Source organism: Mesorhizobium sp. IMUNJ 23232, from assembly GCF_044326205.1.
In the GTDB taxonomy this organism is placed as follows: Bacteria; Pseudomonadota; Alphaproteobacteria; order Rhizobiales; family Rhizobiaceae; genus Kumtagia.
Genome location: NZ_JBIRCY010000004.1, coordinates 164588 through 190851, shown reverse-complemented (window position 1 = coordinate 190851; position 26264 = coordinate 164588). Strand labels below are relative to the sequence as shown.

General features: G+C 64.2%; 21 protein-coding genes and 1 tRNA gene. 14 read left to right on the top strand and 8 right to left on the bottom strand.

The features are described from left to right. Positions 1 to 62: 62 nt before the first annotated feature. Positions 63 to 1025 (bottom strand): LysR family transcriptional regulator, encoded by a 963-nt coding sequence (locus ACH196_RS04565; RefSeq protein ID WP_396645387.1) that lies wholly within the window; start codon positions 1023 to 1025, stop codon positions 63 to 65. A 314-nt stretch (positions 1026 to 1339) separates the two neighbouring features. Between ACH196_RS04565 and ACH196_RS04560 the strand changes: the two genes are divergently transcribed. Beyond that, positions 1340 to 1900: a hypothetical protein gene (locus ACH196_RS04560; RefSeq protein ID WP_396645286.1), complete on the top strand. Its 561-nt coding sequence runs from the start codon at positions 1340 to 1342 to the stop codon at positions 1898 to 1900. 426 nt (positions 1901 to 2326) lie between these two features. Here ACH196_RS04560 and ACH196_RS04555 read toward each other — a convergent pair. The 3 genes from ACH196_RS04555 to ACH196_RS04545 form a co-directional block, all read right to left on the bottom strand. Next, positions 2327 to 2402 (bottom strand) — tRNA-Lys (locus tag ACH196_RS04555). Positions 2403 to 2711: 309 nt separating this feature from the next. After that, entirely contained in the window at positions 2712 to 3515 is an 804-nt protein-coding gene (locus tag ACH196_RS04550) for a formyltransferase family protein (RefSeq protein WP_396645284.1), read from the bottom strand. Then, a complete protein-coding gene (locus ACH196_RS04545) occupies positions 3515 to 4873 on the bottom strand; it encodes a DUF4910 domain-containing protein (protein WP_396645282.1) in 1359 nt (452 codons plus the stop codon). Before ACH196_RS04545 ends, ACH196_RS04550 begins: the two co-directional genes overlap by 1 nt. 337 nt (positions 4874 to 5210) lie before the next feature. Here ACH196_RS04545 and ACH196_RS04540 point away from each other — a divergent pair, with 337 nt between their 5' ends. The 6 genes from ACH196_RS04540 (at position 5211) to ACH196_RS04515 (ending at position 12330) form a co-directional block, all read left to right on the top strand. Beyond that, positions 5211 to 5957 carry a cytochrome c biogenesis CcdA family protein gene (locus ACH196_RS04540; RefSeq protein WP_396645280.1) on the top strand — a complete coding sequence of 249 codons (747 nt, stop codon included), beginning with the start codon at positions 5211 to 5213 and terminating at the stop codon, positions 5955 to 5957. Between the two features lie 242 nt (positions 5958 to 6199). Continuing rightward, entirely contained in the window at positions 6200 to 6640 is a 441-nt protein-coding gene (locus tag ACH196_RS04535; protein WP_396645278.1) for a DUF411 domain-containing protein, read from the top strand. A 433-nt stretch (positions 6641 to 7073) separates the two neighbouring features. Continuing rightward, the gene (locus ACH196_RS04530; protein ID WP_396645277.1) at positions 7074 to 8006 is read left to right on the top strand and encodes a hypothetical protein; all 933 of its coding nucleotides are present in this window, start codon (positions 7074 to 7076) and stop codon (positions 8004 to 8006) included. Between the two features lie 172 nt (positions 8007 to 8178). Next, positions 8179 to 9528 carry a bifunctional UDP-N-acetylglucosamine diphosphorylase/glucosamine-1-phosphate N-acetyltransferase GlmU gene (glmU, locus tag ACH196_RS04525; protein ID WP_396645276.1) on the top strand — a complete coding sequence of 450 codons (1350 nt, stop codon included), beginning with the start codon at positions 8179 to 8181 and terminating at the stop codon, positions 9526 to 9528. A 148-nt stretch (positions 9529 to 9676) separates the two neighbouring features. After that, complete coding sequence (glmS, locus tag ACH196_RS04520; protein ID WP_396645274.1) at positions 9677 to 11500, top strand: glutamine--fructose-6-phosphate transaminase (isomerizing); 1824 nt, start codon at positions 9677 to 9679, stop codon at positions 11498 to 11500. Positions 11501 to 11601: 101 nt separating this feature from the next. Further along, positions 11602 to 12330, top strand: a complete 729-nt coding sequence (locus ACH196_RS04515) for a DUF502 domain-containing protein (protein WP_396645273.1) — start codon at positions 11602 to 11604, stop codon at positions 12328 to 12330. Between the two features lie 61 nt (positions 12331 to 12391). Here ACH196_RS04515 and recG read toward each other — a convergent pair whose 3' ends face one another. Then, positions 12392 to 14500, bottom strand: coding sequence for an ATP-dependent DNA helicase RecG (gene recG, locus ACH196_RS04510; protein WP_396645272.1), 2109 nt, complete (start codon positions 14498 to 14500; stop codon positions 12392 to 12394). Between the two features lie 303 nt (positions 14501 to 14803). On the opposite strand from recG, the gene ACH196_RS04505 reads away from it, so the two are divergent. Both ACH196_RS04505 and mfd read left to right on the top strand, forming a co-directional pair. Next, positions 14804 to 15097, top strand: coding sequence for a succinate dehydrogenase assembly factor 2 (locus tag ACH196_RS04505; protein ID WP_396645271.1), 294 nt, complete (start codon positions 14804 to 14806; stop codon positions 15095 to 15097). Positions 15098 to 15101: 4 nt separating this feature from the next. Then, positions 15102 to 18596: a transcription-repair coupling factor gene (gene mfd, locus ACH196_RS04500; RefSeq protein ID WP_396645270.1), complete on the top strand. Its 3495-nt coding sequence runs from the start codon at positions 15102 to 15104 to the stop codon at positions 18594 to 18596. A 46-nt stretch (positions 18597 to 18642) separates the two neighbouring features. Here mfd and ACH196_RS04495 read toward each other — a convergent pair whose 3' ends face one another. From ACH196_RS04495 to ACH196_RS04485, 3 genes are all read right to left on the bottom strand, one after another. Next, positions 18643 to 18870 (bottom strand): hypothetical protein, encoded by a 228-nt coding sequence (locus ACH196_RS04495; RefSeq protein ID WP_396645269.1) that lies wholly within the window; start codon positions 18868 to 18870, stop codon positions 18643 to 18645. A 7-nt stretch (positions 18871 to 18877) separates the two neighbouring features. Further along, positions 18878 to 19564 (bottom strand): DsbA family oxidoreductase, encoded by a 687-nt coding sequence (locus ACH196_RS04490; RefSeq protein ID WP_396645267.1) that lies wholly within the window; start codon positions 19562 to 19564, stop codon positions 18878 to 18880. Between the two features lie 66 nt (positions 19565 to 19630). Further along, on the bottom strand, positions 19631 to 21445 hold the full coding sequence (locus tag ACH196_RS04485; protein WP_396645265.1) for an extracellular solute-binding protein: 1815 nt from the start codon (positions 21443 to 21445) through the stop codon (positions 19631 to 19633). Positions 21446 to 21673: 228 nt separating this feature from the next. Here ACH196_RS04485 and ACH196_RS04480 point away from each other — a divergent pair, with 228 nt between their 5' ends. The 5 genes from ACH196_RS04480 (at position 21674) to ACH196_RS04460 (ending at position 26199) form a co-directional block, all read left to right on the top strand. Then, positions 21674 to 22300: an invasion associated locus B family protein gene (locus tag ACH196_RS04480; RefSeq protein ID WP_396645263.1), complete on the top strand. Its 627-nt coding sequence runs from the start codon at positions 21674 to 21676 to the stop codon at positions 22298 to 22300. Between the two features lie 236 nt (positions 22301 to 22536). Beyond that, the gene (gene glyA / locus ACH196_RS04475) at positions 22537 to 23850 is read left to right on the top strand and encodes a serine hydroxymethyltransferase (RefSeq protein ID WP_396645261.1); all 1314 of its coding nucleotides are present in this window, start codon (positions 22537 to 22539) and stop codon (positions 23848 to 23850) included. A gap of 130 nt (positions 23851 to 23980) precedes the next feature. Beyond that, positions 23981 to 24445 (top strand): transcriptional regulator NrdR, encoded by a 465-nt coding sequence (gene nrdR / locus ACH196_RS04470; protein WP_396645260.1) that lies wholly within the window; start codon positions 23981 to 23983, stop codon positions 24443 to 24445. Positions 24446 to 24448: 3 nt separating this feature from the next. Further along, the gene (ribD, locus tag ACH196_RS04465) at positions 24449 to 25582 is read left to right on the top strand and encodes a bifunctional diaminohydroxyphosphoribosylaminopyrimidine deaminase/5-amino-6-(5-phosphoribosylamino)uracil reductase RibD (RefSeq protein ID WP_396645259.1); all 1134 of its coding nucleotides are present in this window, start codon (positions 24449 to 24451) and stop codon (positions 25580 to 25582) included. After that, positions 25582 to 26199, top strand: coding sequence for a riboflavin synthase (locus tag ACH196_RS04460; RefSeq protein ID WP_396645257.1), 618 nt, complete (start codon positions 25582 to 25584; stop codon positions 26197 to 26199). The genes ribD and ACH196_RS04460 overlap by 1 nt, the downstream gene beginning before the upstream one ends. Positions 26200 to 26264 lie beyond the last annotated feature (65 nt).

Genomic DNA, 26264 nt, shown 5'->3' with positions numbered 1-26264 from the left:
TTTTATATAGGCCCGACTGTCGGTGACGCGCCCCATGCCTGATTGAAGGATGGGCCGAGCGCTCAGGAGAACAGATTGGGGTTCTGGCTTTCGTCGGAGAGGTCGGCCGTCCAGGCGGCATCGCGAACCAGTTGCCGCAAGATGTCCCACGCCAACTGGCCGACGGCGCGCGGCGCGTTGAGCAGCGGGCGTTCGGTCGAATAGGCAAGATAGACTTTTCGCGTGATCTTCGGCTCCTCGATCCGCCAGACCCGGAAGATCCCGGCCTCGGCCTCGCGCTGGACGGCCATGCGCGGAAGGATGCCGTAGCCTAGTCCGCGCTGCGCCAACTTCTTGATCTGGCTGTAGGAATCGATCTCGACCGCCGGCGTGATGGGGACGCGAACGGTCTGCGCCGCTTCCTCGATCAGTTCGCGCAGCCCATGTCCCGGGCCGGGCACCAGCAGGGGCAGGAGCGCGGCCTCTTCCAGCCGCACCGCGGCGCCCTCGATGTCGTCCTTGCCGCCGAAGGAAGGGCGGGCGAACAGGCAAATCTCCTCGGACAACCCGTGATGGACCGCGAGGCCCCTCGGGCTCGATGTATTGTAGATCATCGCCAGATCCACGTCGCCGCGCCTCAGCCACTCCAATATGTAGCCGCTCATCGCCTCGACCACGCGGATGCGCACTTCCGGATAGCGGTCACGCGCCGCCTCGATCAGGGGTGCTGCCAGCAATTCGCTGACCGTGCCGGGCAGACCGAAGCGGACCTCGCCGCGCGGTGCGATCGCCTCGCCGCGCACACTGTCCGGAATCTCGGCGAATTCCGCCAGGATGCGCTTGGCGTGGCGCAAGAGCCGGTCGCCGGCCTCGGTCGGCGACACGCCATGCGTGCCACGATGCAGCAGCGACACGCCCAGTTCTTCTTCCATATGGCGGACATGCTGGCTCAATGCCGGCTGGGCGACATGCAGATGCGTGGCAGCCTTCGAAAACGACCCGCTTTCCACAACCTGCGCGAAATAACGCAGTTGCCGCATGTCCATCACGTCGCCTCTCCCCCGCGTCGCAACGCGCTGCCGGACCGGGCAGCGCGATGGCATACCGACAAATTATGCGGACTAGTATGAATTTATCTTAGGCAACCTAACCCATGCCATGCCTGGGACATAGTGCGATTTCCCATTTGGTCGGGAGAATTCGCGGTGGCCGCACGTTGCCTTGGTCAGGAAGTTGCTGCCTGGGTTCGCCTGAACCCTGTTGGGATAATTCCGTCGACAATGGTTGCTAGTCGTGCGACAATTGCCGTGTCACATCGTTCAAAAGCGCGAAGATCGTGCCTTCAGCGAGGACAATAACCATGAAAATGTTTCCAAGGATATTGACCGCGACAGGTCTCGCGATGGCTGTTTCGGTGGCCGGGTTGCTTCAGTCACACGCCGCTGCGCCGTTCCCGGTTGAAAAGACCAGCAATGTTCAATCGAACGTTGTTTACGTTCGCGATGGCGTCAGATGGCGCAACGGCGGTTATCGTGGATACAGACACTATGGACGTGGATATCGCTACGGTGGCTACAGAGGCTACGGCGGCTACTACGGGCCGGGATACCGTTACAACAACTACTGGGCGGCCCCAGCAGGTGCATTCATAGCCGGCGCTCTCATTGGTGGCGCAATCGCAAACGGCGGCTATTACGGCGGAGGCTACTACGGCGGAAGCTACTACGGTGACGGGTACTACGGCGGGTACTACCCGAGTGGCTACTATGCCGGTGATGCCTATCGACGCCGGGTTTACTATGCCCCCAGGCCATCCTATCGGCGGGGTTATTCCGACGGCTATCGAGCCGGGTACAATGACCGCATCTACGGCGGTGGTCTCTCCTGCACGCCGAGGCTGGCAGACGCCGGCAGGTGCTAAGCGAGTAGGAAGTTTGCGGCTATGCTTCCGCGGCCTTACGCCTGGCCCGCCGCCATTATCGGAATGAGATCGACGCCGGCCGCCACAAGGGGCGGCGGATTCAGTCAAATCGGCAGATGGCTTGGGCCGGGTCCAGCGCGATGCAGACGGCCGCGGGCCGCAAAACACATCGAGGCTGCGATGGCGGCGAGATAGTCACTCACTCACCGGCGTCACCATGTCATCAATGGCGTTTCCCGGCCGGTGGCTTCGTTGAAAGCCAGCGCCGCGCCGCCATTGGTTCCTCCGATTCCCGCTGCGACAATTCCACGGACCTCCGAAAAGTGAAAGCCGCGCATTCCCGGAACCCTATCGGAACCCAGGGGCGCATTCAGCGCAGAACGGAAAGGAGGCTGGCCAAAAAGACGTTGATCTCATTGAGGTTTTTGGTGAGCGCAATGGGATTCGAACCCATGACCTACTGATTAAAAGTCAGTTGCTCTACCGGCTGAGCTATGCGCTCCCGCGAGGCGGCGTCACCGCCTCCGAAGTGCGGCGGACCATAGGGATAGCGCCCTCGCGGGTCAATCGCAAAAAAACACTTGGGTTCGATGCCGCAGGGTCCGGCATGCGCGGCTTGCGGGATCATCGGCGGATCGATGGGGTGATACGAGCGCCGTGCGTCGATGCGACTGGCCGGCCAAACCCTTCGGCAGGCTCAACTGGGCTGCGTACCGCAGCCCACGGTGGGCGGTGCAGCCGCGCATATCAACCGGCGGGCCGCTGACCCGAGAGGGCAAATGCCGCCGGTCTAATTGCTCGATCTCAACCGTCACACGATGCTGACGAGGTTGGGCGTCCGCCCCTTGAGTTCGCCGTCGACCACCAGATCGACGATCCTGTCCTCGTAGACGTCGTAGATCAGCTTCAGATGTTCCGGACGCCAGTCGGCGTCGAGCCACAGCTTGCCGTGGCTTTTCTGGACTTTTCCCGCAGGCAGGCTGGGCATCGCCAGAACCTTCTTGAAAACGTCGGGCAGGCCGGTCGCATATTCCTTCACCGCCCGGCCGGCCAGATCATGCAGGCCGTCACCCTTCTGCATCGAGGCGGCGGTCTGATGGATGATGCCGCCGCCGTCGAGGTCGACGGTGGTCTCGTGCAGCGTCATGCCGGTCATCTGCGGCTCGAGGCAGTAGCTCGGCCAGAAATGCGTCGCGACACCCCGGTATTGCGGCGAGAGGCCGCCATGCGTGTTCCAGAACGTCGTCCCCGAGGTGGTGATCGTCTCGTCGGACAGCTTGTTGCAGCCATAGGAAAGCGCGACACGCGGCGCGCGCGCCCGGATGAAGTCGCGGGTGGCCGCGTCGTTCAGCGTCTCGGCGGTCACCTGCAGGATCGGAACGCCGAATGCGTCGAGGTCGGTCGGCTCGCCGAAGAACCGGTGTTCGGCCTCGGCGCGCCTGTCGAAATGCAGCACGAACAGTTCGCGCAGGCGCCCGGTGCAGTCGGCGGGCGGTGCCGGAACGAACGCCTTGCGCCTCTGCACGATCCAGCCGGCGAGGATGTCGGCCTCAGCCAGTTGGCTGACCAGGAAATAATGCCGAGGGTGATCTCCGGTGATGGCGACGATCGACATCAGGCGCGCGCTCCGCGTTGCACGAGGTCATGGGATTCAAGCTGCAGGGCCACCGGAACGAGCTGCGTCACCGGCGCCTTGACGATCTCGGCAATGCCGCGCAGGTCGCGGTTGCCGTCCGAATAGGACAGGATCTGCAGGATCTGGTTGAGCGTCTGGCGCGCGTCGAACACGGTGTCGCTGGAAAGCCGCCAGGTCAGCGGGCTGTTGGTGCTGGGGTAGAGGCCGCGCTTGCCGAGGTTGGGCTCGCCGTTCGGCGACAAATTGTGCAGGGTCTGGCCCTCGAAATCGAACGCCATGAAGAACTGATTGATCCTCACGGCCGCGTCCTCGACGCGCTCGATCCTCATGAATTCCTTGGTGTCGAGCGAGGTGTGATACTCGTCGTACTGGCCGTAGACGGTACGCGCGATCTGCACCATCGGCAGGTTGAAGCCGGGCGAACAGAACTGCCGCTCGTCCGATCCCGATGTCGGCGTGAACTGCCGCACCTTCCACCCCTGCGGATCGACGTCGGCGAGGTGGCGGGCGAGATGATCGACGGAATAGGGCTGGTCGAGCACGTCGGCGCGGGTCAGCTTGAAGTTCAGGATCTTGCTGTGGCCGCCGAGGCAGGTCAGCACCGCGCCGCCCTTGAGCCGCTGGCGCAATTCCTCGCCATGCGCGGCGAGATAGCAGATCGAGCCGATCGTTTCCGGAATGAGCAGGAACCGGTAGGTATACCGGCGCTTCGGCCACTGCGCGATCTTGTGGTAGAGCGAAAGCAGGCCGAGCGGGCCGGAAAGCTCGTTGTTGGCCAGGCTGGGATGGCAGACATAGCTGGTGATCAGCACCAGTTCGTCGGTCTCGCCCTTCAGTTCGGCGACACCGTAGGTCAGGTGCCCCTTGAATTTTCTGGAATCGATCTTGGCGTGGTAGGTGCCGGGCTTCAGCGTCTTGCGCTGGCGGTCGGTCAGGCAAAACCCCCATTTCGGCGCATAATAGGACGTGACATAGGGTATCGCGTCGGGCATCGCCGGCAGGGAATGCAGGTGCTTCTGCAATTCTCCCAATTCGATCTTTTCATCGACCGGCTCGGAATAGTTCAGCACATGCAGGTTGTGATCGGCGAAATCGACCACGGTCTTGCCGTCCGGGCCGGTCAAGGTGGCGCTTTCGATCTCCCATTGGGGAGGCACGGTCCAGTCGAATACCTGCGTGCCGCTTTCCACCTCGACGATTTCGAGGGGCATGTGACGGCCGATGATTTCCAGGGAACGTCTCGTGCCGGACCCAGTTATACTGCGGCAGAGCGGGTACAATTCGTCAAATATAGCCGACAAATCTAGGGTGTCACTCACGTTTGCCCGGCTATCCATTCTTTGCTCCAGCTAATAACATTCTTGATCGAACCCAGAAATAGGGTTGCCCCTATATCCGAACGGCCCGGCGAGAGCAAACCCATTTCAGTCTCCGGTTCGCCCTGACACCTTCAGTTGCGCGAAAAGTCGCGTTTGTTCAATCGACTATCACTGAGGCCGATCGAGTGCCTTTTGCGGAAGGCACGCGCCTCCCGTCGCTTGTCCTCCGGGTTGGATGATGCCTGCGGCCGTCACGCCGTCGCGGAGCGACGATCGGCCACGGCAAGGTGATTGGAGATGGCCGGCCGCGCGGTCTATATGCGGCCGGTTCGCAAACGGATTCACAGCAGGCACGATGGCGATCGAGGTAGGATATCTGACGGCGGTCGGGGCGGGAGCGTTGTCGTTCCTGTCGCCCTGCGTGCTGCCGCTGGTGCCGCCCTACCTCTGCTACATGGCCGGCGTCACGGTCGATGATTTTCGCGGCGGCCAGGCGGTCGCCGCGCCGGTGCCGGCGCGGCGCCTGCTGGCGATCACCTCGTTGGCTTTCGTGCTCGGTTTCACCACCGTCTTCGTGGCGCTCGGCGCCGGAGCCTCCACAGTCGGCCGGGTGCTGAGAGCCTGGGAAGAGCCGCTGGGGTTCGCCGCCGGCATCGTCATCATCCTGATGGGGCTCAATTTTCTCGGCATCGTGAAAATCCCCTTCCTGTCGCGCGAGGCCCGCTTCCAGGCGCGTGGCGAGCCGGCGAGCGTGCTTGCCGCCTACGTCATGGGCCTGGCTTTCGCCTTCGGCTGGACGCCTTGCATTGGCCCCGTGCTCGGACCGATCCTGACGCTGGCCGGCGGCAGCGCCACGGTGGGCGAGGGGGCCTTGCTGCTCGCCGCCTATTCGCTGGGCCTCGGCATTCCCTTCCTCGTCGCCGCGCTGTTCTCCGGCGCGTTCATGCGGTTCCTGTCGCGCTTCCGGGTTCATCTCGGCCGCGTCGAGAAGGTTATCGGCGCATTGCTGGTTGCCGCCGGCGTGCTGTTCATGACCGGCGGCCTGCAATCGAGCGCCTATTGGTTGCAGGAAATGTTTCCGATCCTCACGCGCCTCGGCTGATTCGCGTCCGACACGGTTGCCGGCTTATGCCGGCCCGAAATCCGGGGACGGTTTGCTCAATTCCGGGTAGTGGGTCGGTTTGAAATCTGCGGCCATAGGTAGCAAGCGCACTAGGCCGCAAACCGGGGCGCTTCTAACCGTTGGGTCCGGTCGGCATTTGCTCGCTCACCTGCGCTCATTCGCTACCTGCATCCGTCAGGTAATCAGCGTATGGTGGACGGATAGGATTAAGGGAGAGCCCAATGAACCGCCTTCTCCAATCGGCCGTCATCCTGGCGCTTGTCAGCTTGTGCGCCCCGGCGCTTGCCCAAACACTGCATGGCACGCTCTACAAGGATCAGAATTGCCCGTGCTGCGAAGGCCACGCGAAATATCTCATGCGTAGAGGGATCGACGTGGAAATTAAGCCGGTCGAGGACATCGCCGCAATCAGCAAAGGCGCCGGCATTCCGGGCGACTACCAAGGGTGCCATACGCTCATGTTGGAGGGCTACGCGATTGAGGGACATGTCACCGTTGAAATCATTCATAAGCTTTTGAAGGAACGGCCCGCCGACGTTGTAGGGATTTCGCTTCCCGGTATGCCGACCGGTGTTCCCGGCATGAGCGGGCCGTATCAAGGCCCGTACGAGGTATACGCCATCAAGAAAGATGGAACAGCAAGCGTCTTTGCCTCTCAATAGATTTCAAATCTGACCCACTACCCAATTCCGGGGTCAAGCCCTGCCGCGACGGCAGCGTGGCAACCGGAATTGAGCAAACTGTCCGCCGGGATTTCCATGATCGTCCCGATCGCCGCCTTGTCGGCCTTGCCGGCCCCTTGGTCATGCTTGTGATGCAGCAGTCCACGCAGCTTGCCTCCAACCATCTGTTTCTGCTTGGCTTTATAAGCATGACATTGTTTTCGAACGGCGTCGCACCCAGGCCGGGAAGGCCCTGATGCAGGCCGCCGAATTCCGAAAGATCAAGCCTTTTCAATGTGTTGCGTGAGCGGTGTGAAGCCAGCCTCGCGGTGTCGCCATTGTCAAGGATTGTTTTCCCAAGACTATTGTAATTGTTCCCTATATGTTCCATATTGCATGCCGGCCTTGTCCAGAGGAGGCGGCTGTGGAGGTAATGGACGGGAGTTTGGCGATCGAGAAGAACCGGGAGGCGCTGAAGCGTATCCTCCTGATGCTCGTCGGCATGGCCGAGATGGCGTTTGGTGCAGGGGGACAGTTTACTTTGTTTCCGCAGAAGGGCGCGGCGTTACAGAAAGAGGCGCTGGCGGAAAAAAGTAAACTGTCCCCGGCACTTACCCTCCCTCGCCACCTCTACCGCGCCATATTGCGGCTGTTGCGCCCGGCCGAATCCGCCGCGCGGCGGCTGATCATCGCCTCGGCGCGCGGCATCGTGGTCAACCTGCCACCGCTGCGCCCGCGAAAACCCAAGCCCGTGGACACGGCTGCCGCCATGCGCCGCCTCGGCCTCGCCGTCACCGTATCGAATGACGATCTCAGGCGCGCCGCCGCGGCGAAGAAAGCCGCAGCGCTGCGCGCCGCCAGGCCCCGCACCATCAGCCTGCCGCTGTTCGATCCCCAAAAGTATCCGTTCCGCGTCCGCCGCCGCCATGTGCCGGGGCGCGGCGTGCCGCGCATCTGGGTTCCCGGCTTCAGCGAGCGAGTTCCGCTGCCGCCGCCGCCATCGCTCGACGACCCGATCGATGCGGCGCGGCTCGGCTTACGGCTTCAGGCGCTGGGCGCAGCGCTGGACGACCTGCCAAAACAGGCAAGGCGCTTCGCCCGCTGGAAGGCGCGCTGCGACGCGGCGGTTGCGGAAATGAGGCAAATCGGCAGCGCCGTGGTCGTGCGCGGCAGGACGGCGCGCGGCACGGTGCGGTTCCAGCGGACACGGCCGCTGTGGCTTGGCCGGCCGCCGGGCGGCCGGCTGTCGCCCTACGACCCGGACCCCTGGCGCCGCAAGAACATCCGCGAGGTCGACGAGATTCTGGCGCATGCCCATGCTCTGGCCTTGGACGCGCTGAACCCGCCGCGCCCCGACACGTCATGACGGCGGCGCGCCTGGGACGCCACAGAGCGGAAGATCGGGGTCAGCGCGGATTGTTCCGCAGCCAGGCGGCGATGGATGCTGTCTTCGAGGAACCGTTGCTAAATCTGTTGGCGAAGCCGGCCATACCCGGTTAGAAGGGCGCCGATTCAAGGCGGTTATCCGGAAAGCGAACATGAGAACCTGTCTGTCGATCATTCTCGCGGCCGGCGAAGGCACGCGCATGAAAAGCGCGCTGCCGAAGGTGCTGCACAAGATAGCGGGTCTTCCGATGGTGGCGCATGTCGCGCGTTCGGCGGAGGCGGCTGGCGCCGGCGATCTGGCCCTGGTCATCGGCCATGGCGCGGACGAGATGCGCAAGGCGGCCACAAAATTCGCCCCCCGCGCCGAATTCTTCGTCCAGAACAAGCGGCTCGGCACTGCGCACGCCGTGCTGGCCGCGCGCGAGGCCATTGCAAAGGGTTATGACGATGTCCTCGTGCTGTTCGGCGACACGCCGCTGATCCAGGCGCAGGCCCTGGTAGCAGCCCGCGAAAAGCTGGCGCAAGGCGCCGCGGTCGCCGTGCTCGGTTTCCGCACGCCGAACCCGACCGGTTACGGGCGGCTGATCGAGGCGGACGGCAGGCTGGTGGCTATCCGCGAGGAGAAGGACTGCTCGGAAACCGAGCGGCGGATCGATTTCTGCAATTCCGGGCTGATGGCGATCGACGGCAAGCATGCACTGCGGCTGCTCGATGCTGTCGGCAACCAGAACGCCAAGGGTGAATTTTATCTTACCGACATCGTCGGCATCGCCGCAGCCGAGGGTCTCGACGCGGTCGCGACCGAGGCGAGCTTCGACAATGCGCTCGGCATCAACAACCGCGCCGAACTCGCCGACGGCGAGGCGATCTGGCAAAAACGCCGCCGCCGTGAAGCCATGCTGGCCGGGGTCACTCTGGTGGCGCCGGAGACGGTGTTTTTCGCCTATGACACGGAACTCGCGCCGGACGTTTTTGTCGAGCCGAATGTGTTTTTCGGTCCGGGCGTCAAGGTCGAGGCTGGCGCCGTCATCCACGCCTTCAGCCACATCGAGGGCGCGCATGTCGGACCGCGCGCCGAAGTCGGCCCGTTCGCGCGGCTGCGGCCCGGCGCCGATCTCGCAGAGCGCGCCAAGGTCGGCAATTTCTGCGAGATCAAGCAGGCGAAGGTCGAGGCGGGCGCCAAGATCAACCACTTGTCCTATGTCGGCGACGCCCGCGTCGGGGCGAATGCCAATGTCGGGGCGGGCGTGATCACCGTCAACTATGATGGTTTCCGAAAATTCCAGACCGATATCGGCCAGGGCGCATTCGTCGGGTCGAATTCGGCTCTGGTGGCGCCGGTCAAGGTGGGCGACGGCAGCACGGTCGCGGCGGGCAGCGTCATCACCGAGGACGTGCCGGCCGATGCGCTGGCCTTCGGGCGGGCGCGGCAGAAGACCTTGCCGGAGCGTGGCCGGATGCTGCGCGAGCGTCTCGCTTCCGCCAAAAAGGCCGCAGAATAGACGCTAACGGATTAGAAGGTCTCGCCCGATAGAATTATACGGACGAGTGCTTGTCATGGACTGACACCGAAATTGATTATCGCCAGCCCGATAGCTTCTTCTACAAAGCTGCCGGATTCTTTGCAGAATGAGATGAGGGATTTGCTTTATGTGTGGCATTGTCGGGATCGTGGGCCAGTCGCCGGTAGCGCCGCTCATTGTCGATGCGCTGAAGCGGCTTGAATACCGCGGTTATGATTCGGCCGGCGTCGCCACCATCGCGGCCGGAACGCTCGACCGCCGCCGCTCGCAGGGCAAGCTGATCAATCTCGAGCGCCGGCTCGGCGAGGAGCCGCTGGGCGGCACGATCGGCATCGGCCATACCCGCTGGGCGACACACGGCGTGCCGAACGAGACCAACGCGCATCCGCATTTCTCCAACGACGTGGCCATCGTCCACAACGGCATCATCGAGAATTTCGCCGAACTGCGCGACGAGCTGAAGGCCGACGGCTATGAATTCGCCTCGCAGACCGACACGGAAGTCGTGGCGCACCTGATTGCGCGCGAGATCAAGCGAGGAGCGCGCCCGGTGGATGCCGCGCACCGTGCGCTGAAGCGTCTCGAAGGGGCGTTCGCGCTTGCCATCATGTTCCGCGGCGACGAAGATCTGATCATCGGCGCCCGCAATGGCCCACCGCTCGCGGTCGGCCATGGCGACGGCGAGATGTATCTCGGCTCCGACGCCATTGCGCTGGCGCCCTTCACCAGCTCGATAACCTATCTCGAGGACGGCGACTGGGCTGTGGTGCGCCGCAGCCATGCGCAGATTTACGACATGGCCGGCGAACCGGTCGAGCGCAAACGCCAGCAGTCGGTCGGCACCAGCTTCCTGGTGGACAAGGGCAACCACCGGCATTTCATGGAAAAGGAAATCCATGAGCAGCCGGAGGTCATCTCCCACACGCTGGCGCATTATGTCGACTTCGTCTCGGGCACGACCCGCAAGCTCGACCTGCCGTTCGACTTCAAGTCGCTCGACCGCCTCGCCATCTCGGCCTGCGGCACGGCTTATCTCAGCGGTCTTGTCGGCAAATACTGGTTCGAGCGGTTTGCACGCCTGCCGGTCGACATCGATATCGCGTCGGAATTCCGCTACCGCGAGATGCCGCTGTCGAAGAACAGCGCGGCGCTGTTCATCTCGCAGTCGGGCGAGACCGCCGACACGCTGGCCTCGCTGCGGTATTGCCGGCAGGAAGGCATTCCGATCGGCGCGGTCGTCAACGTGCGCGGCTCGACCATCGCGCGCGAATCGGATGTGACCTTGCCGACGCTGGCCGGACCGGAGATCGGTGTCGCCTCGACCAAAGCCTTCACCTGCCAGCTATCCGTGCTGGCTTCGCTGGCGGTGCGCGCCGGCGTGGAGCGCGGCACGATCTCGCCGGAAAAAGAGAAGGCGCTGGTGCGCGAACTCGCGGAAGCGCCGCGCTTCGCCAGCCAGGTGCTGAAGCTCGACCGCCAGATCGACAGGGTGGCGCACGAACTCGCACACTACCGCCATGTCCTCTATCTCGGCCGCGACACCAGCTACCCGCTCGCCATGGAAGGCGCGCTGAAGCTCAAGGAGATCTCCTATATCCACGCCGAGGGTTATGCCGCCGGCGAATTGAAGCATGGGCCGATCGCGCTGATCGACGAGAAGATGCCGGTGATCGTGATCGCACCGCACGACCGCATCTTCGACAAGACGGTGTCCAACATGCAGGAAGTGGCGGCGCGCGGCGGCAAGATCATCCTGATCACCGACCGCAAGGGCGCCGAGCGCGCCGGCATCGCCACGCTGGAGACGATCGTGCTGCCTGATGTGCCGGAGATCATCGCGCCGATCATCTACGCGCTGCCCATCCAGATGCTCGCCTATTTCACCGCCGTTGTGATGGGCACCGACGTCGACCAGCCGCGCAACCTCGCCAAGTCCGTCACCGTCGAATAGCCGGCGCGACGCTTCGGAACCGTCCGCCGCGTTTGTGGATTGTGTCTGCGTATGAGGAATGGTCTATTCCGGCGTGCGGCGCACAATAATTCTGGCGGGCGATGAGCGACCTTCCTATCAAGATGTCGGGCATGACACGGCTGAGGAATTATTTCCTCACCGGTGTTGTCGTCATAGCGCCGCTGGCCATCACCGCCTATATCGCCTGGACCTTCATCCACTGGGTCGATTCCTGGGTAAAACCGTACATCCCGTCGGCCTACAATCCCGACAACTACCTGCCTTTCGCCGTGCCCGGTTTCGGCCTGCTGGTGGCGCTGTTCATGATCACCATGATCGGCTTCCTGACGGCCAATTTCATCGGCCGTTCGATCGTCCGCTTCGGCGAGGGGCTGCTCGGCCGCATGCCGCTGGTGCGCGGCGTCTACAAGGCATTGAAGCAGATTTTCGAGACGGTGCTTTCCCACAAGAGCGACATGTTCAGCACCGTCGGGATGGTGGAGTATCCCCGCAAAGGAGTCTGGTCGCTGGTCTTCGTTGCCGGCGAAAAGGACACCGAGATCAACGCCAGGCTGGACAAGCCCGGCGATCCGCTCATCGCGGTGTTCATGCCCTGCACGCCCAACCCGACCACCGGCTTCCTGATGTATGTCTATCGCTCCGAGATCGTGCTGCTCGACATGAGCATCGAGGACGGCGCCAAGCTGATCGTCTCGGCCGGTCTCGTCGCGCCGCAATACAAGCGCACGGCGCTTCCCGGGCAGGGTGAGCCGATAGACATCTCGCTCGCCGAGCAACTGGTGGCCGACCGCCGGCGCGGGGTCAACTGAGGCAGTTCCGACGGGCGCGTAGACGGCTGACCGGTGCCGCCTCGCGCTGCGCTCCGATCCGTCACCCGGCGCGCAGCAAGCGCACCGCCTCGTCTCGCCCGAACAGATAGAGTAACACGCGGATCGCTTCGCCGCGTTCGGATTCCAGGGCGGGATCTCGCGTGAGCAGCAGCCTCGCGTCGCTGCGCGCGATTTCGAGCAGGTCGGCATGGAACTCCAGCCGCGCGATCTGAAAACCGGGCGTTCCCGACTGGCGCGTGCCGAGCAACTCGCCTTCGCCGCGCAGCTTCAGATCTTCCTCAGCGATGCGGAACCCGTCTTCGCTTTCGCGCAGCACCGAAAGCCGCGCCGTGGCCGTCTCGCCGAGCGGCGGCTTGTAGAGCAGCACGCAGGTCGACGCCTTCGAGCCGCGCCCGACGCGGCCGCGCAACTGGTGGAGTTGCGCCAGGCCGAAGCGTTCGGCATGTTCGATGACGATGATGGTTGCGTCCGGCACGTCGACGCCGACCTCGACGACGGTCGTGGCGACCAGCACGCGCGTCTTGCCTTCCTTGAAGGCGCGCATTGCCTCGTCCTTGTCGCGGCCCGACATACGGCCATGCACCAGCCCGACCCGCAATCCGAATTCCTGCCGCAAGGCTGCGTGCCGTTCCTCCGCAGAGGTCAGCTTGACCTCCTCGGATTCTTCGACCAACGGACAGATCCAGTAGATCTTCTGGCCTTCGGCCAGCGCGTCGGAAATCCGCCCCACCAACTCATCATAGCGCTCGAAGGGCAAGGTGACCGTGCGGATCGGCTGGCGCCCGGCCGGCTTCTCGGTCAGCCGCGACACGTCCATGTCGCCGAAGGCCGTCAGCACCAGCGTGCGCGGGATCGGCGTCGCCGTCATCACCAGCATGTCCGGCGCCTCACCCTTGGCGGTGATCGCCAGGCGCTGGTGCACGCCGAAGCGGTGCTGCTCGTCGACGACGGCGAAAGCCAGGTCGCGAAAACGTACCGCCTCCTGGAACAGGGCGTGGGTGCCGATGACGATATCGATCGAGCCGTTTTCCAACCCGTCGAGGATGCCGGTCCGTTCTCGGCCCTTTTCGCGGCCGGTAAGCACGGCGACGTTAAGTCCGGCCTTCTGTGCCAGCGGGCCGATGGTCGAAAAATGCTGCCGCGCCAGGATTTCCGTCGGTGCCATCAGCGCGGCCTGGCCACCGGCTTCGACGGCGCGCGCCATGGCGAGCAGCGCCACCACGGTCTTGCCCGAGCCGACATCGCCTTGCAGCAGCCTCAGCATCCGGTCGGGCTTTGCCATGTCTGCATCGATCTCGGTGAGAGCCTGCTCCTGCGAACTGGTCAATCTGTAGGGCAGGGTGTCACGCAGCGCCTTGATGCGGACGCCGTCCCCTTGCAGCGCTCGGCCAACGTGCTTGCGGACATTGGCGCGCACCAGGGCGAGCGACACCTGCCCCGCAAGAATCTCGTCATAGGCGAGCCGCCGCCAAGCCGCCGACTCCGGCGAGACATCGATCGGATCGGCCGGATTGTGGATGCGTCGCAGCGCGTCGGCGAAGCTTGGAAACGTCTGGCGGCGCATCAGTTCCGCGTCTTGCCATTCCGGCAGCCCCGGCAGGCGGGCCAGCGCCTGGCCGATGGCGCGGCGCAGCACTTTTGCATGCAGCCCGGCGGTTAGCGGATAGACCGGCTCGACCAGCGGCAGCCCCTCGGCCTTGTCGGCGAACGCGATATGGTCGGGATGGACCATGGAGGGCCGGCCGTTGAACCACTCCATGCGGCCGCTGACCACGACATGCTCGCCGATCGGCAGGGTGCGCTCCAGCCAGGTTGCATTGGCATGGAAGAAAGTCAGCGCCATCTCGCCGGTGTCGTCGTGCACGAACACCCGGTAGGGCACGGAGCGGTTGCCGCGCGGCGGCGGCTGGTGGCGGTCGACGCGCACGTCGAGCGTCACGATCGCGCCTTCGGCCGAAAGCGCGATCCCCGGCCGGTTGCGGCGATCGATGATGCTGCTGGGCAGCGTGAACAACAGGTCGCCGGCGCGCGCCTCACGCGCCGTGAGGTCGGCCGGCACCACTTTTTCGATGAGCGTCGCGACTTTCGGGCCGACGCCGTCGAGCGAGGTGACCGGTACGAACAGCGGATCGAGAAGGGAAGGGCGCATTTTACCCTCCCCCTTGTGGGGAGGGTCGATCCGCAAAGCGGATCGAGGTGGGGGTGTGAGCAGCAGGTTCCTGTCGACCCCCACCCCGGACCTGCGGTCCGACCTTCCCCACAAGGGGCAGGGTAACGCAGTGGCGGCGTTGCGGCCAATCTCCCCCTTCGCGAGGGAAATGTTCGCCAGGACAAAGGGGGGTGCGGAGGGGCGATGCGATCACCCCACCGATGCTAGTCATCACTGCTGACAGCGCAAGGCTGACACCCGCCTCTATCCACGCTATATGCGCCGCGCGGTGAGAGAGGCCCCATGACCGGAACCACACGATCGAGCGAAGGGCTGGATATCAGGCGGCGAAAACTGCTGTTCCGCTCCTGGCATCGCGGCATGCGCGAAATGGACCTGATCCTCGGCTCCTTCGCCGATGCCCGAATCGCCGACTTGACCCACGCCGAACTAGACCAATATGAGAGGCTTCTCGACATTTCCGACACGGTGCTCCTGCCCTGGGCGACCGGCGAACAGCCGATCCCGGAAGGAAACGGCAGCGAAATCCTCAATAAAATCGCCGCCTTCCGGCAGGCGATGACTTTCCAAAGCTGATTCCATGCCCCTGATCAAATCCCTCGGCCTGCGCAAACAGAGCACGGGCGCCGTCCTTGTCGATGGTGTCGCCGAAGGTTTCGAGGCCTTCGCGCTTGCCGCGCTGTCGGCCGAGGCGGCCCCCGAAGGGCCGATCGTGTTCGTGGCGCGCGGCGGCGAGCGCCTGCCGGCGATTGCCGATGCATTGGCTTTCGCCGCGCCAGACCTGCCAGTGCTGGAATTCCCGGCCTGGGACTGTTTGCCCTACGACCGCGTCTCGCCGGGAGCAGACGCCACCGCGCGGCGTGTCGAGGCAATGACCGCCATGGCCGCGCTGGCCAGGAAGCCGCATCGAGCAGTGGTGCTCACCACCGCCAATGCCCTGGTGCAGCGCCTGCCGCCGCGCGCGGCCGTGGAGGCGCAGACGTTCCGGGCAAAAACCGGCAACCAAGTCGACATGAAGGCGCTGATTTCGCGGTTGGAGAATTCCGGCTTCGACCGGGTGGCGACCGTGCGCGAGGTCGGCGAGTTCGCGGTGCGCGGCGGCATTCTGGACCTGTTCGCGCCCGGCGCTGCCGAGGCGCTGCGGCTCGATTTCTTCGGCGACACGCTGGATTCGATCCGCGCCTTCGACGTCGCCAGCCAGCGCACCACCGGCCAGCGCACCGAGATCGTGTTGCAGGCGATGAGCGAAGTGGCGCTGACGGCGGAAACCATAAGCCGCTTCCGCCGCAGTTACATCGAAGCCTTCGGCGCGCCGAATCGGGACGACGCGCTCTATGCCGCGGTCAGTGAAGGCCGGCGCTTTGCCGGCATGGAGCACTGGCTGCCCTTCTTCTACGATGGGCTGGAGACGCTGTTCGATTACCTGCCGGACGCACCTTTCGTCTTCGACCATCTGGCGCGCGAGGCGATCGGCGAGCGCTACAAGCTGATCGAGGATTATTACCAGGCGCGCCGCCAGCAGATTGATGGCGCCATGAAGGATGCCGTGCCGTATCGCCCGGTGCCGCCCGGAAAAATGTATCTGTCGCCGGACGATGTCTCGGCGGCGCTGCCGGACCTTCTGTCGGCGGAGTTCACGCCCTTCGCTGCGCCCGACGCCGGCGGCAGAAAAGTGTTGCATGCCGGTTCGCGCCAGGGCCGCAGTTTCGAGCGTGAGCGGGCCGATCCCAACGCCAATGTTTTCCAGGCCGCGGTCGATCACATCTCGGAATTGCGGGCGCAGAAACGCAAGGTCGTGGTCGCCGGCTGGACCGACGGTTCGCTCGACCGCCTCGGTCAGATTCTGGGCGAGCACGGTTTGGGCAATCTGAAGCCGGTCTCGACGCTCGCCGATGTCGAAAAGATGTCCTCCGGTCAGGCGGCCCTGACCGTGCTGCCGCTGGAATCCGGCTTCGAGACCGATGCCTTCGTCGTTGTCGCCGAACAGGACATTCTGGGCGACCGCCTGGTGCGCCGCTCCAAGCGCCGCAAGGCGGCGGACTTCATCGCCGAGGCGTCCTCGCTGTCGGCTGGCGATATCGTCGTCCACACCGATCACGGCATCGGCCGCTTCATCGGCCTGAAGACCATCGAGGCGCTCGGCGCCCCGCATGACTGCCTGGAAATCCACTATGCCGGTGACGATCGGCTGTTCCTGCCAGTCGAGAACATCGAGTTGCTATCACGCTACGGCTCGGACTCGGCCGAGGCGACACTCGACAAGCTCGGCGGCGGTTCCTGGCAGGCGCGCAAGGCCCGGCTGAAGAAACGCCTGCTCGACATGGCCGGCGGCCTGATCCGGCTTGCGGCCGAGCGGCAGATGCGCGGCGCGCCGGTCTTCAGCCCGCCGGAAGGCGTCTATGGTGAGTTCGCCGCGCGGTTCCCCTATGAGGAGACCGACGACCAGCAGCGCGCAATCGATTCGGTCATGGACGATCTTTCCGCCGGCAAGCCGATGGACCGACTGATCTGCGGCGATGTCGGCTTCGGCAAGACCGAGGTGGCGCTGCGCGCCGCTTTCCTCGCTGCGATGGAAGGGTTCCAGGTCGCGGTCGTCGTGCCGACCACGCTGCTCTCGCGCCAGCACTACAAGACCTTCACCCAGCGCTTCTCCGGCCTGCCGCTGATCGTGCGCCAGGCGTCGCGTATGGTGCCGGCCAAGGAACTGGCCGAGACCAGGAAGAACATAGCCGAAGGCAAGGTCGACATCGTTGTCGGCACCCACGCGCTTCTCGGCGCGTCGATCTCCTTCAAGCGGCTCGGCCTGCTGATCATCGACGAGGAGCAGCACTTTGGCGTCAAGCATAAGGAACGGCTGAAGGAGCTGAAGAGCGACGTGCATGTGCTGACGCTGTCGGCCACGCCGATCCCGCGCACCTTGCAACTGGCGCTCACCGGCGTGCGCGAGCTGTCGCTGATCGCCACGCCGCCGGTCGACCGGCTGGCGGTGCGCACCTTCATCTCGCCGCACGATCCGCTGGTGATCCGCGAGACGCTGCTGCGCGAGCGCTATCGCGGCGGCCAGAGCTTTTATGTCGTCCCGCGCATCTCCGACCTCGCCGAGGTTCGGGAATTCCTGCACGCCTCGGTGCCGGAGCTGAAGGTCGGCACGGCCCACGGCCAGATGCCGCCGGGCGAGCTCGACGACATCATGAACGCCTTCTACGACGGCCAGTATGACGTGCTGCTGTCGACCACCATCGTTGAATCCGGCCTCGACATCCCGACGGCGAACACGCTGATCGTGCACCGCGCCGACATGTTCGGCCTCGCGCAGCTCTACCAGTTGCGCGGCCGCGTGGGTCGCTCGAAGACCCGCGCCTACGCGCTGTTCACGCTGCCGGCAAATCGGAAACTCACCGACACCGCCGACCGCCGGCTGAAAGTGCTGCAGTCGCTCGATACACTCGGCGCCGGATTCCAGTTGGCCAGCCACGACCTCGACATACGCGGCGCCGGCAATCTCTTGGGCGAGGAACAGTCCGGCCATATCAAGGAGGTCGGCTTCGAACTCTACCAGCAGATGCTGGAGGAAGCGGTGGCCGAGATCCGCGGTTCCGGCGAAGTCCTGGACGGCGACTGGTCGCCGCAGATCGCCATTGGCACGGCAGTGATGATCCCGGAGACTTACGTTCCCGACTTGCAACTGCGGCTCGCGCTCTACCGCCGGCTGGCCGATCTCGACACGCCGGAGGAGATCGACGCCTTCGCCGCCGAACTGATCGACCGCTTTGGTCCGCTGCCGCAGGAGGTCGAGCATCTCTTGAAGATTGTGTTCATCAAGGGCCTGTGCCGAAGGGCCAATGTCGAGAAGCTGGATGCCGGGCCGAAGGGTGTGGTCATCCACTTCCGCAAGCGCGAATTCGCCGACCCCGCCGGGCTGGTGCGCTATATCGGCGAACAGGGCTCGATGGCGAAGATCCGGCCGGACCAGAGTGTAGTGTTCATCCGCGACTGGCCGAACCCGGAGAAGCGGTTGTCGGGTTCGGCCGTGGTGATGACGCAACTGGCGCGGCTGGCGACGAAGGCGGCTTGACGCCAACTTCCTTCCCACACTCGTGGGAAATGAAGGTAGCTGCCGTTCAGAGCCCGTACTTTGCCCAGATGGCGCGTACTTCCGCGTCGCTGGCGAACTCACGCCGATCGGCTTGAGCCAGCGACTCGGCAAAGGATTCTTCTTCTTCGTCTGCGAGCTGAACCGCCGGCTGCTCGTCGCCGGCAAGTTCGAGAACAAGGCGAGCGATCTCGTCCTGCACTGATGCAGGAAGGTTGCGGGCTGCCTCCACTGCGCGGTCGAAAAGCTGTGTCATGGATGCATTATGACGCGACGGATTGGTTGGGGGAAGCCTTCGCCTTCTCCGCCGCCACCTGGCGGATCGCGTCAGCCAGCGTTTCGGTATCTTGCGCGCCCATCACCGCGTAACGGTTTTCCAAGAGGAAGCAGGGGACGCCGGTGATGCCCATCCGTGAGGCGGTCGCCACCTCGGTTTCGACGGCCTCACGGTCGGCGTCGGTCGCCAGCATGGTTTCGACCACGGCGGCGTCCATGCCGGCGTCGCGCGCGGCGGAGGTTAGCACCGCGGGGTCGCCGATGTTCCGGCCTTCCTCGAAATAGAGCGAAAACAGCCGCTTCACCACGGCATTCTGCACGCCAGGCTCGGCACTGGCAGCCCAACGGATGACGCGGTGCGCGTCGATCGTGTTGGGCGAGACTTTTATGGCGTCGAAGGCGAAGTCGATGCCTTCGGCCTCGCCCAGCGGCTCGATGCGGGCATGGATCTCGCGGATGCGTTCTTCGCTGCCGAACTTCGCCATCATGTATTGCTTGCGGTCGCGGCCGCCGGGCGGGATCGTCGGATCGAGCTGGAACGGGCGCCAACTTATCATGACATCTATGTCGGACAGGCTCGCGGCAGCCTTCTCCAGCCGCTTCTGGCCGAGATAACACCAGGGGCAGACGACATCCGATACCACGTCGACACTGGCCGTCTGCCTTTCGTTCATCGAAATCTCCTGCATCAGGCTCGGGACATCTCAGCGCCCTTCGTCATATGGCGCGCAACCCACGCCTTAGTTAGGTTTGCGCCACCACACCGGCAACTGGTAGCCGTAAAGCGAGGTCTCGGCAGGGTGGTCCAGATAGGTCCAGTAGGCAAGATACTGCTTAGGATTGTACTGCATAGGCACCATGTAGGCGCCGGCGATCAGCAGCCGGTCCAGCGCTCGCACGGCGGCGACGAAATCGTCCTTGTCGCGGGCGTTCAGCATCGCCTCGATGACGGTGTCGATCGCCGGGCTGGCGACACCGGCGAGATTGAACGAACCCTCGACATTCGCCGATTCCGATCCCCACCGGAACGTCTGCTCGATGCCCGGGGACAGGGTGCCGGTGAAGCCGGTGACGCCGATCAGAGCTTCGAAATCGAAACGCTGCTTGCGCGACTGGATCTGGTCCGCCTCCAGCGCGCGGATGCTCACGCCGATGCCGATCTTGGCCAGCGTCCGCTGGTAGACGGCCGCCAGCCGCTGCTCGCTGTCCGACGCCGTCAGGATTTCGAACGAAAACGGCAGGCCGTTGGGATCGAGCAGCGCTCCGCCGTTGAGCGAATAGCCGGCCGATTTGAGCAGGTCGAGCGCGGCCTTCAACGCGGCACGGTCGCGGCCCGAGCCATCCGTGACAGGGGGCCGCCAGGTGCCGTCCATGATGTCGGCCCGCACGGCGTCGGGGAAGGGCGCGAGCAGCGCCTTCTCCTTGTCGCTGGCCGGATGGCCGAGCGCCGACAGTTCCGAATCCTGCCAGTAGCTGGCGGTCCTCTCGAACTGCCCGTCGAACATGTTCCGGTTGACCCATTCGAAATCGTAGAGCATGCCGAGTGCTCGGCGCACGCGAGCGTCGGAGAATTTCGGCAGCCTCGTATTGAACAGGAAGCCGGTGACAACGGGCGGGATGCCCATCTTGAACTCGCCGATGGACACGCGCCCGTCCTTCAGCGCGGGAAAGTCGAAGTCGCGCTTGAGTTTGACCGGGTCGGCCTCGGCATAGACCGAGCAGATGCCCTTCTTGAAGGCCTCGAACTGGGCGTTGTCGTTCAGGAAATACTCGATGTCGACGCGGTCGAAATTGTCGAAGCCGCGCTTGGACGGCAGGTCGCGCGCCCAATAATCCGGGTTGCGCTTGTAGATGATGCGCTCGCCCGGCACGACCTTGTCGATCGTGTAGGGGCCGCTGCCGATCAGCGGCTTCAGCGTGGTCTGGTCGAACGTGTCCTTGTTGAAGGCGTGTTTCGGCAGGATCGGCGTCATCGCGATGATCAGCGGAAACTCGCGGTCGGCCTTGTCGTTGAAGGTGAAGCGTACGGACAGCGGCCCGGTCTTCTCCAGCTTCTCGATCCGCTTCATGCGATCGCTGTAGGGCGGCCGGCCCTTGTCCGTATAGACCTCGTATGTGAACAGCACGTCTTCGGGCGTCACCGGCTGGCCATCCGACCATTTCGCCTTGGGATTGAGATTGAAGGTGGCGACGCGTCTGTCCTCGCTGATGTCGATCGATTCCGCCAGCAGCCCGTAGAGCGAAAACGGCTCGGCGGCGTTGCGCTGCATCAGCGGTTCGAACACCAGATTGCCGTAGATCGTGTCGATGATGCCTCGCGCCGTGGTGCGCAGGCTCTTGATGATGAACGGGTTGAGATTGTCGAAGCTGCCGATGACGCAGTAGGTGACGTCGCCGCCCTTCGGCGCTTCGGGATTCGCATAGGGGAAATGCGTGAAATCGGCCGGCAGCGCCGGCTCGCCCTGCATGGCGATGGCGTGCCGGGGCTCGGCCATTGCGGCTTCAGGCGCGACAATTGCGGCAAGGGCGCAGAGCGCGAGGATTGTGCGGCGCATGTGCGGGGTTCCGGCGGGATCGCTATGATTCGTCTTTCACCCTATCATGATGTCGCCAATATGGGCGTGCCGCGCGTCGACAGTTTCCCGCGGACGGGCTGGATTTACGGCCGCGACCGATGTAACACGCGTGCCCGAGTCATGCTGTTGCCGTATTTGGGCAACAGGTAGCGGCAATACACGGCGAAAACTGCCGTTTTCCGGATTGTTTGAGAGGAAAAGGACAAGATGACGAGCTCGAAGACCGACCGCTTCCGTCTTTCGGTGCTGTCAGCAGGCGTCGCCGGTATGCTCGCCGCGGGCCTCGCGCCCGCCTCGGCGCAGCAGCAGCAGGTTCCGCAGGGCTGGTTCAAGGCATGCACGAAGCAGGAGGAGGTCGATATCTGCAACGTGCAGAACATGGTGACCGCTTCCAATGGCCAACTGGTGACTGGCCTGAGCCTCATCGAGATCAAGGGCAAGGTTAACCGCAAGGTCTTCCAGGTAACGGTGCCGACCGGACGCCTTGTGCCTCCGGGCATCGGCTTGCAGGTCAATGGCGGCAAGGCGCAGAAGCTCGACTATGTCATCTGTTTCCCCGATCGCTGCGTCGCCGAAATCCAGCTTTCGGACGGGCTGGTCAATTCCTTCAAGAAGGGCAACGACCTGACGCTGACCTCCATCAATTTCCAGAACCAGCCGAACCCCGTGAAGGTTTCGCTCCAGGGGTTCACCGGCGCCTATGACGGCCCGCCGATGCAGCAGTCGGACCTTGCCGACCGCCAGAAGAAGCTTCAGGACTTCGTTTCCAAGAACAACGAGGATTTCGCCAAGAAGCTCAAGGAAGAGCAGGAAAAGGCCAAGGCCGCGAACTGATTGTCGCTTCGGCGGACCGGGTGGGCGCAAATCCATTCGGCCGAGAGCGAAGCTTGATGCCGATTTTTGTCGATCCAGGCCCGCTGTGCCCCCGGCGGGCCTTTTCATTTCCGGCTTGTGCCAAAGCAGGGCAGGATATGCCGCAAAGAGTGTAGCGGTCGGCGTTCGACTATAGTAATTGGCCGCACATCCTTACCGTCTTTCGCGCTGCCGCGCCCTTCGAGGATTTGCCCATCATGGCCACCGCCTCCGCCGCCTCAAACCACCTCGACACCTTCTTCTCGACATCGCTCGCCGACGCCGATCCGGAAATCTTCGGGTCGATCCGCTCGGAGCTTGGCCGCCAGCGCCACGAGATCGAGCTGATCGCCTCGGAAAATATCGTGTCGCGCGCCGTTCTCGAGGCGCAGGGCTCGATCATGACCAACAAATACGCCGAGGGTTATCCGGGCAAGCGCTACTACGGTGGCTGCCAGTTCGTCGACGTCGCCGAGCAACTGGCGATCGACCGCGCCAAAAAACTTTTCGGCTGCAATTTCGCCAACGTCCAGCCGAATTCCGGCAGCCAGATGAACCAGGCGGTGTTTTTGGCGCTGCTGCAGCCTGGCGATACCTTCATGGGCCTCGATTTGAATTCGGGCGGGCACCTGACCCACGGCTCGCCGGTCAACATGAGCGGAAAATGGTTCAAGGTCGTGTCCTACGGCGTGCGCAAGGACGACCACCTGCTCGACATGGACGAGATCGAGAGACAAGCGCACGAAACCAAGCCAAAACTGATCCTGGCCGGCGGCACCGCCTATTCGCGCGTCTGGGACTGGAAGCGGTTCCGCGAGATCACGGATGCGGTCGGCGCGTATCTGATGGTCGATATGGCGCATATCGCTGGCCTCGTCGCCGGCGGCGCGCATCCCTCGCCGCTGCCGCACGCCCATGTCGTGACGACCACCACGCACAAGTCCCTGCGCGGCCCCCGTGGCGGCATGATCCTCTGCAACGACGAGGAGATTGCCAAGAAGATGAATTCGGCGGTGTTCCCTGGCCTGCAAGGCGGTCCGCTGATGCACGTCATCGCCGCCAAGGCGGTGGCTTTCGGCGAGGCGCTCAAGCCCGAATTCAAGACCTATGCCCACAATGTCGTGGCCAATGCCAGGGCGCTGGCCGACAGCCTGAAGTCCTCCGGACTGGACATCGTCTCGAACGGCACGGACAACCATTTGATGCTGGTCGATCTCCGGCCGAAGAACGCGACCGGCAAGCGCGCCGAGGCAGCACTCGGCCGCGCCAACATCACCTGCAACAAGAACGGCATCCCCTTCGATCCCGAAAAACCCTTTGTCACCTCCGGCGTGCGCCTCGGCACCCCTGCCGGCACGACGCGCGGCTTCGGTCCGGCCGAGTTCCGCGAGATCGGCAATCTGATCACCGAGGTGCTCGACGGGCTGAAGGTCGCCAATTCGGACGAGGGCAACGCCGGTGTCGAGGCGGCGGTGAAGCAGAAGGTCGTGGCGCTGACCGAGCGGTTTCCGCTTTATCCGTATCTGGGGTGAAGAACCGGGCTTGGCGATATTGATTTTGGCGCAGGCCGGGGTCACATCATCGGTCGGCGCGGCAGGCTTTGCTTTGGTTGGCGAAAGCTTCTAAGCGTCCGATTGACGCAATCAAATCGCCAGGTCCCTTATGCGCTGCCCCTATTGCCAGTCCGAAGACACGCAGGTGAAGGATTCGCGGCCGGCCGAGGACGGCGCGGCGATCCGGCGCCGGCGTGTCTGCCCGGATTGCGGCGGCCGCTTCACGACGTTCGAGCGCGTGCAGCTTCGCGACCTGGTCGTCGTCAAGAAGTCCGGCCGCAAGGTGCCGTTCAGCCGTGACAAGCTGCTGCGTTCCGTTGAGATCGCGCTGCGCAAGCGCAATGTCGATCCCGACCGCATCGACCGGGCGGTGACGGGCATCGTCCGACAGCTTGAAAGCAGCGGCGAGACGGAAATTCCCTCCGGCGAGATCGGCCGCCTCGTCATGGAGGCGCTGAAGTCGCTCGACGACGTCGCTTACGTTCGTTTCGCTTCGGTCTACCGCAATTTCCGCGAGGCCAAGGATTTTCACGACGTGCTCGGCGAACTCAAGGCCGATGAGGACGCCGGCTGAACGATGCCCGCCTTTGCCGAATCCGCTTCACCGGCTGCGGAAGCCGATCGCCGTTTCATGGCCGCGGCAATCCGGCTGTCGCTCTGGCATCAGGGGCTGACGGGTGAAAACCCGTCCGTCGGTGCGCTGGTGGTGCGGCCGCAGGCGGAAGGCGGTGCCATCGTCGGCCGCGGCGTCACGGCGCTGGGGGGGCGGCCGCATGCCGAGTTGCAGGCGCTGCACGAGGCAGGCGACGCGGCACGCGGCGCGACCGTCTACGCGACGCTGGAGCCGTGTTCGCATATCGGCAAGGCGCCGCCTTGCGCCGATGCGCTGGTCGCAGCCGGCGTGGCGCGTGTCGTCATCGCGACGCTCGATCCCGACAAGCGCGTCGCGGGTCGCGGCGTTTCGATCCTGGAAAAGGCCGGCATAGAGGTGGTGACCGGCTGCCTGGAGGCCGAGGCGCGCCGGGCGATGGCGGGTTTCCTGTCGCTGAAGGGCAGGGGACGGCCGTATCTTACGCTGAAGCTCGCGGTTTCCGCGGACGGCATGATCGGCCGAAGGGGCGCGGGCCAGGTTTCGATCACCGGCGACATCGCGCGGCGCGCCGTGCAGATGATGCGGGTCGAGCATGAGGCGATCATGGTTGGCGTCAACACGGTCGTCGAGGACGATCCGCTTCTGACGGTGCGTCTCGCCGGCCTGGAGCAGCGCTCGCCGGCGCGCATCGTCCTCGACCCGTTCGCGCGGACGCCCCCCAGGGCTCGGTTGTTTGCGGAAGCCGCTCGCCGTCCCGTGCTCATCCTTGCAAGCGAGAAGGCGCAGCGCCGTCGGGCCGATGCGCTGCGCGATAGCGGCGCTGTCGTTCAGACGGTGGCATCCGACTATCGTGGCCGGTTCGACCCACGCGAGATTCTCCGCGTGCTTGGCATCATCGGACTGAAGAGCGTGTTACTTGAAGGCGGGGCGGAAACCGCCCGGCGTTTCGTCGATGCCGGGCTGGTCGATCGCATTTCGCTTTTTATCGGCGCGTCCGCCGTCGGAGAGAACGGCGTCGCGTCTCCGGTCACTGAAACCGCCGTTCCGGCCGGCTTCGAGATCGTCGGAACCGGCCGATACGGCGACGACCGGCTGATCGAATATGAAAGGATCGACTGATGTTCACCGGCATCGTCACCGACATCGGCACCATCGAGGCTGCAAGGCCGTTGCCCAAGGGCGTGCGCCTGCGTGTGCGCACCGACTACGATCCCGCGACGATCGCCATCGGCGCATCGATCTCGACCGGCGGGGTGTGCCTCAGTGTGGTCGAACTGCCGGAGCAGGGCGCGAACGGTCGCTGGTTCGAGGTCGAGGCCTGGGAGGAGGCGCTGCGGCTGACGACAGCGTCGGCCTGGAAGGAAGGCACGCGGGTCAACCTGGAGCGCGCGCTGAAGATCGGCGACGAACTCGGTGGCCATATCGTTTCCGGCCATGTCGACGGCATGGCCGAGATCGTTGTGCGCGAGGATGAAGGCGATGCGGTGCGTTTCACGCTGGAAGCGCCGGCGGAACTGGCGAAGTTCATCGCGCCGAAGGGATCGGTCGCGCTGGACGGCACCTCGCTGACTGTCAACAAGGTGGAGGGGCGCCGTTTCGACGTGCTATTGATCCATCATTCGCTTGCGGTCACGACATGGGGCGAACGCAAGGCCGGCGACCGCGTCAACCTGGAGGTCGACACCATGGCGCGTTATGCGGCGCGGTTGGCGGAGGCCGCGAAGGAAGGACTCTGACACCCGTTTACCGGGAGATGGGATAGCCCGCCATCTCGACAAACCGGGGGGATTTCGCGCTATCG

Coding starts and splice junctions, on each gene's coding strand:
- ACH196_RS04495 (WP_396645269.1), bottom strand. CDS start 18,870: ATGACACAGCTTTTCGACCGCGCAGTGGAGGCAGCCCGCAACCTTCCT.
- ACH196_RS04560 (WP_396645286.1), top strand. CDS start 1,340: ATGAAAATGTTTCCAAGGATATTGACCGCGACAGGTCTCGCGATGGCT.
- ACH196_RS04515 (WP_396645273.1), top strand. CDS start 11,602: ATGAGCGACCTTCCTATCAAGATGTCGGGCATGACACGGCTGAGGAAT.
- glmS (WP_396645274.1), top strand. CDS start 9,677: ATGTGTGGCATTGTCGGGATCGTGGGCCAGTCGCCGGTAGCGCCGCTC.
- ACH196_RS04565 (WP_396645387.1), bottom strand. CDS start 1,025: ATGGACATGCGGCAACTGCGTTATTTCGCGCAGGTTGTGGAAAGCGGG.
- ACH196_RS04505 (WP_396645271.1), top strand. CDS start 14,804: ATGACCGGAACCACACGATCGAGCGAAGGGCTGGATATCAGGCGGCGA.
- ACH196_RS04540 (WP_396645280.1), top strand. CDS start 5,211: ATGGCGATCGAGGTAGGATATCTGACGGCGGTCGGGGCGGGAGCGTTG.
- ribD (WP_396645259.1), top strand. CDS start 24,449: ATGCCCGCCTTTGCCGAATCCGCTTCACCGGCTGCGGAAGCCGATCGC.
- ACH196_RS04530 (WP_396645277.1), top strand. CDS start 7,074: ATGGACGGGAGTTTGGCGATCGAGAAGAACCGGGAGGCGCTGAAGCGT.
- ACH196_RS04485 (WP_396645265.1), bottom strand. CDS start 21,445: ATGCGCCGCACAATCCTCGCGCTCTGCGCCCTTGCCGCAATTGTCGCG.
- nrdR (WP_396645260.1), top strand. CDS start 23,981: ATGCGCTGCCCCTATTGCCAGTCCGAAGACACGCAGGTGAAGGATTCG.
- ACH196_RS04480 (WP_396645263.1), top strand. CDS start 21,674: ATGACGAGCTCGAAGACCGACCGCTTCCGTCTTTCGGTGCTGTCAGCA.
- ACH196_RS04460 (WP_396645257.1), top strand. CDS start 25,582: ATGTTCACCGGCATCGTCACCGACATCGGCACCATCGAGGCTGCAAGG.
- ACH196_RS04545 (WP_396645282.1), bottom strand. CDS start 4,873: ATGGATAGCCGGGCAAACGTGAGTGACACCCTAGATTTGTCGGCTATA.
- mfd (WP_396645270.1), top strand. CDS start 15,102: ATGCCCCTGATCAAATCCCTCGGCCTGCGCAAACAGAGCACGGGCGCC.
- ACH196_RS04535 (WP_396645278.1), top strand. CDS start 6,200: ATGAACCGCCTTCTCCAATCGGCCGTCATCCTGGCGCTTGTCAGCTTG.
- glmU (WP_396645276.1), top strand. CDS start 8,179: ATGAGAACCTGTCTGTCGATCATTCTCGCGGCCGGCGAAGGCACGCGC.
- ACH196_RS04490 (WP_396645267.1), bottom strand. CDS start 19,564: ATGAACGAAAGGCAGACGGCCAGTGTCGACGTGGTATCGGATGTCGTC.
- ACH196_RS04550 (WP_396645284.1), bottom strand. CDS start 3,515: ATGTCGATCGTCGCCATCACCGGAGATCACCCTCGGCATTATTTCCTG.
- recG (WP_396645272.1), bottom strand. CDS start 14,500: ATGCGCCCTTCCCTTCTCGATCCGCTGTTCGTACCGGTCACCTCGCTC.
- glyA (WP_396645261.1), top strand. CDS start 22,537: ATGGCCACCGCCTCCGCCGCCTCAAACCACCTCGACACCTTCTTCTCG.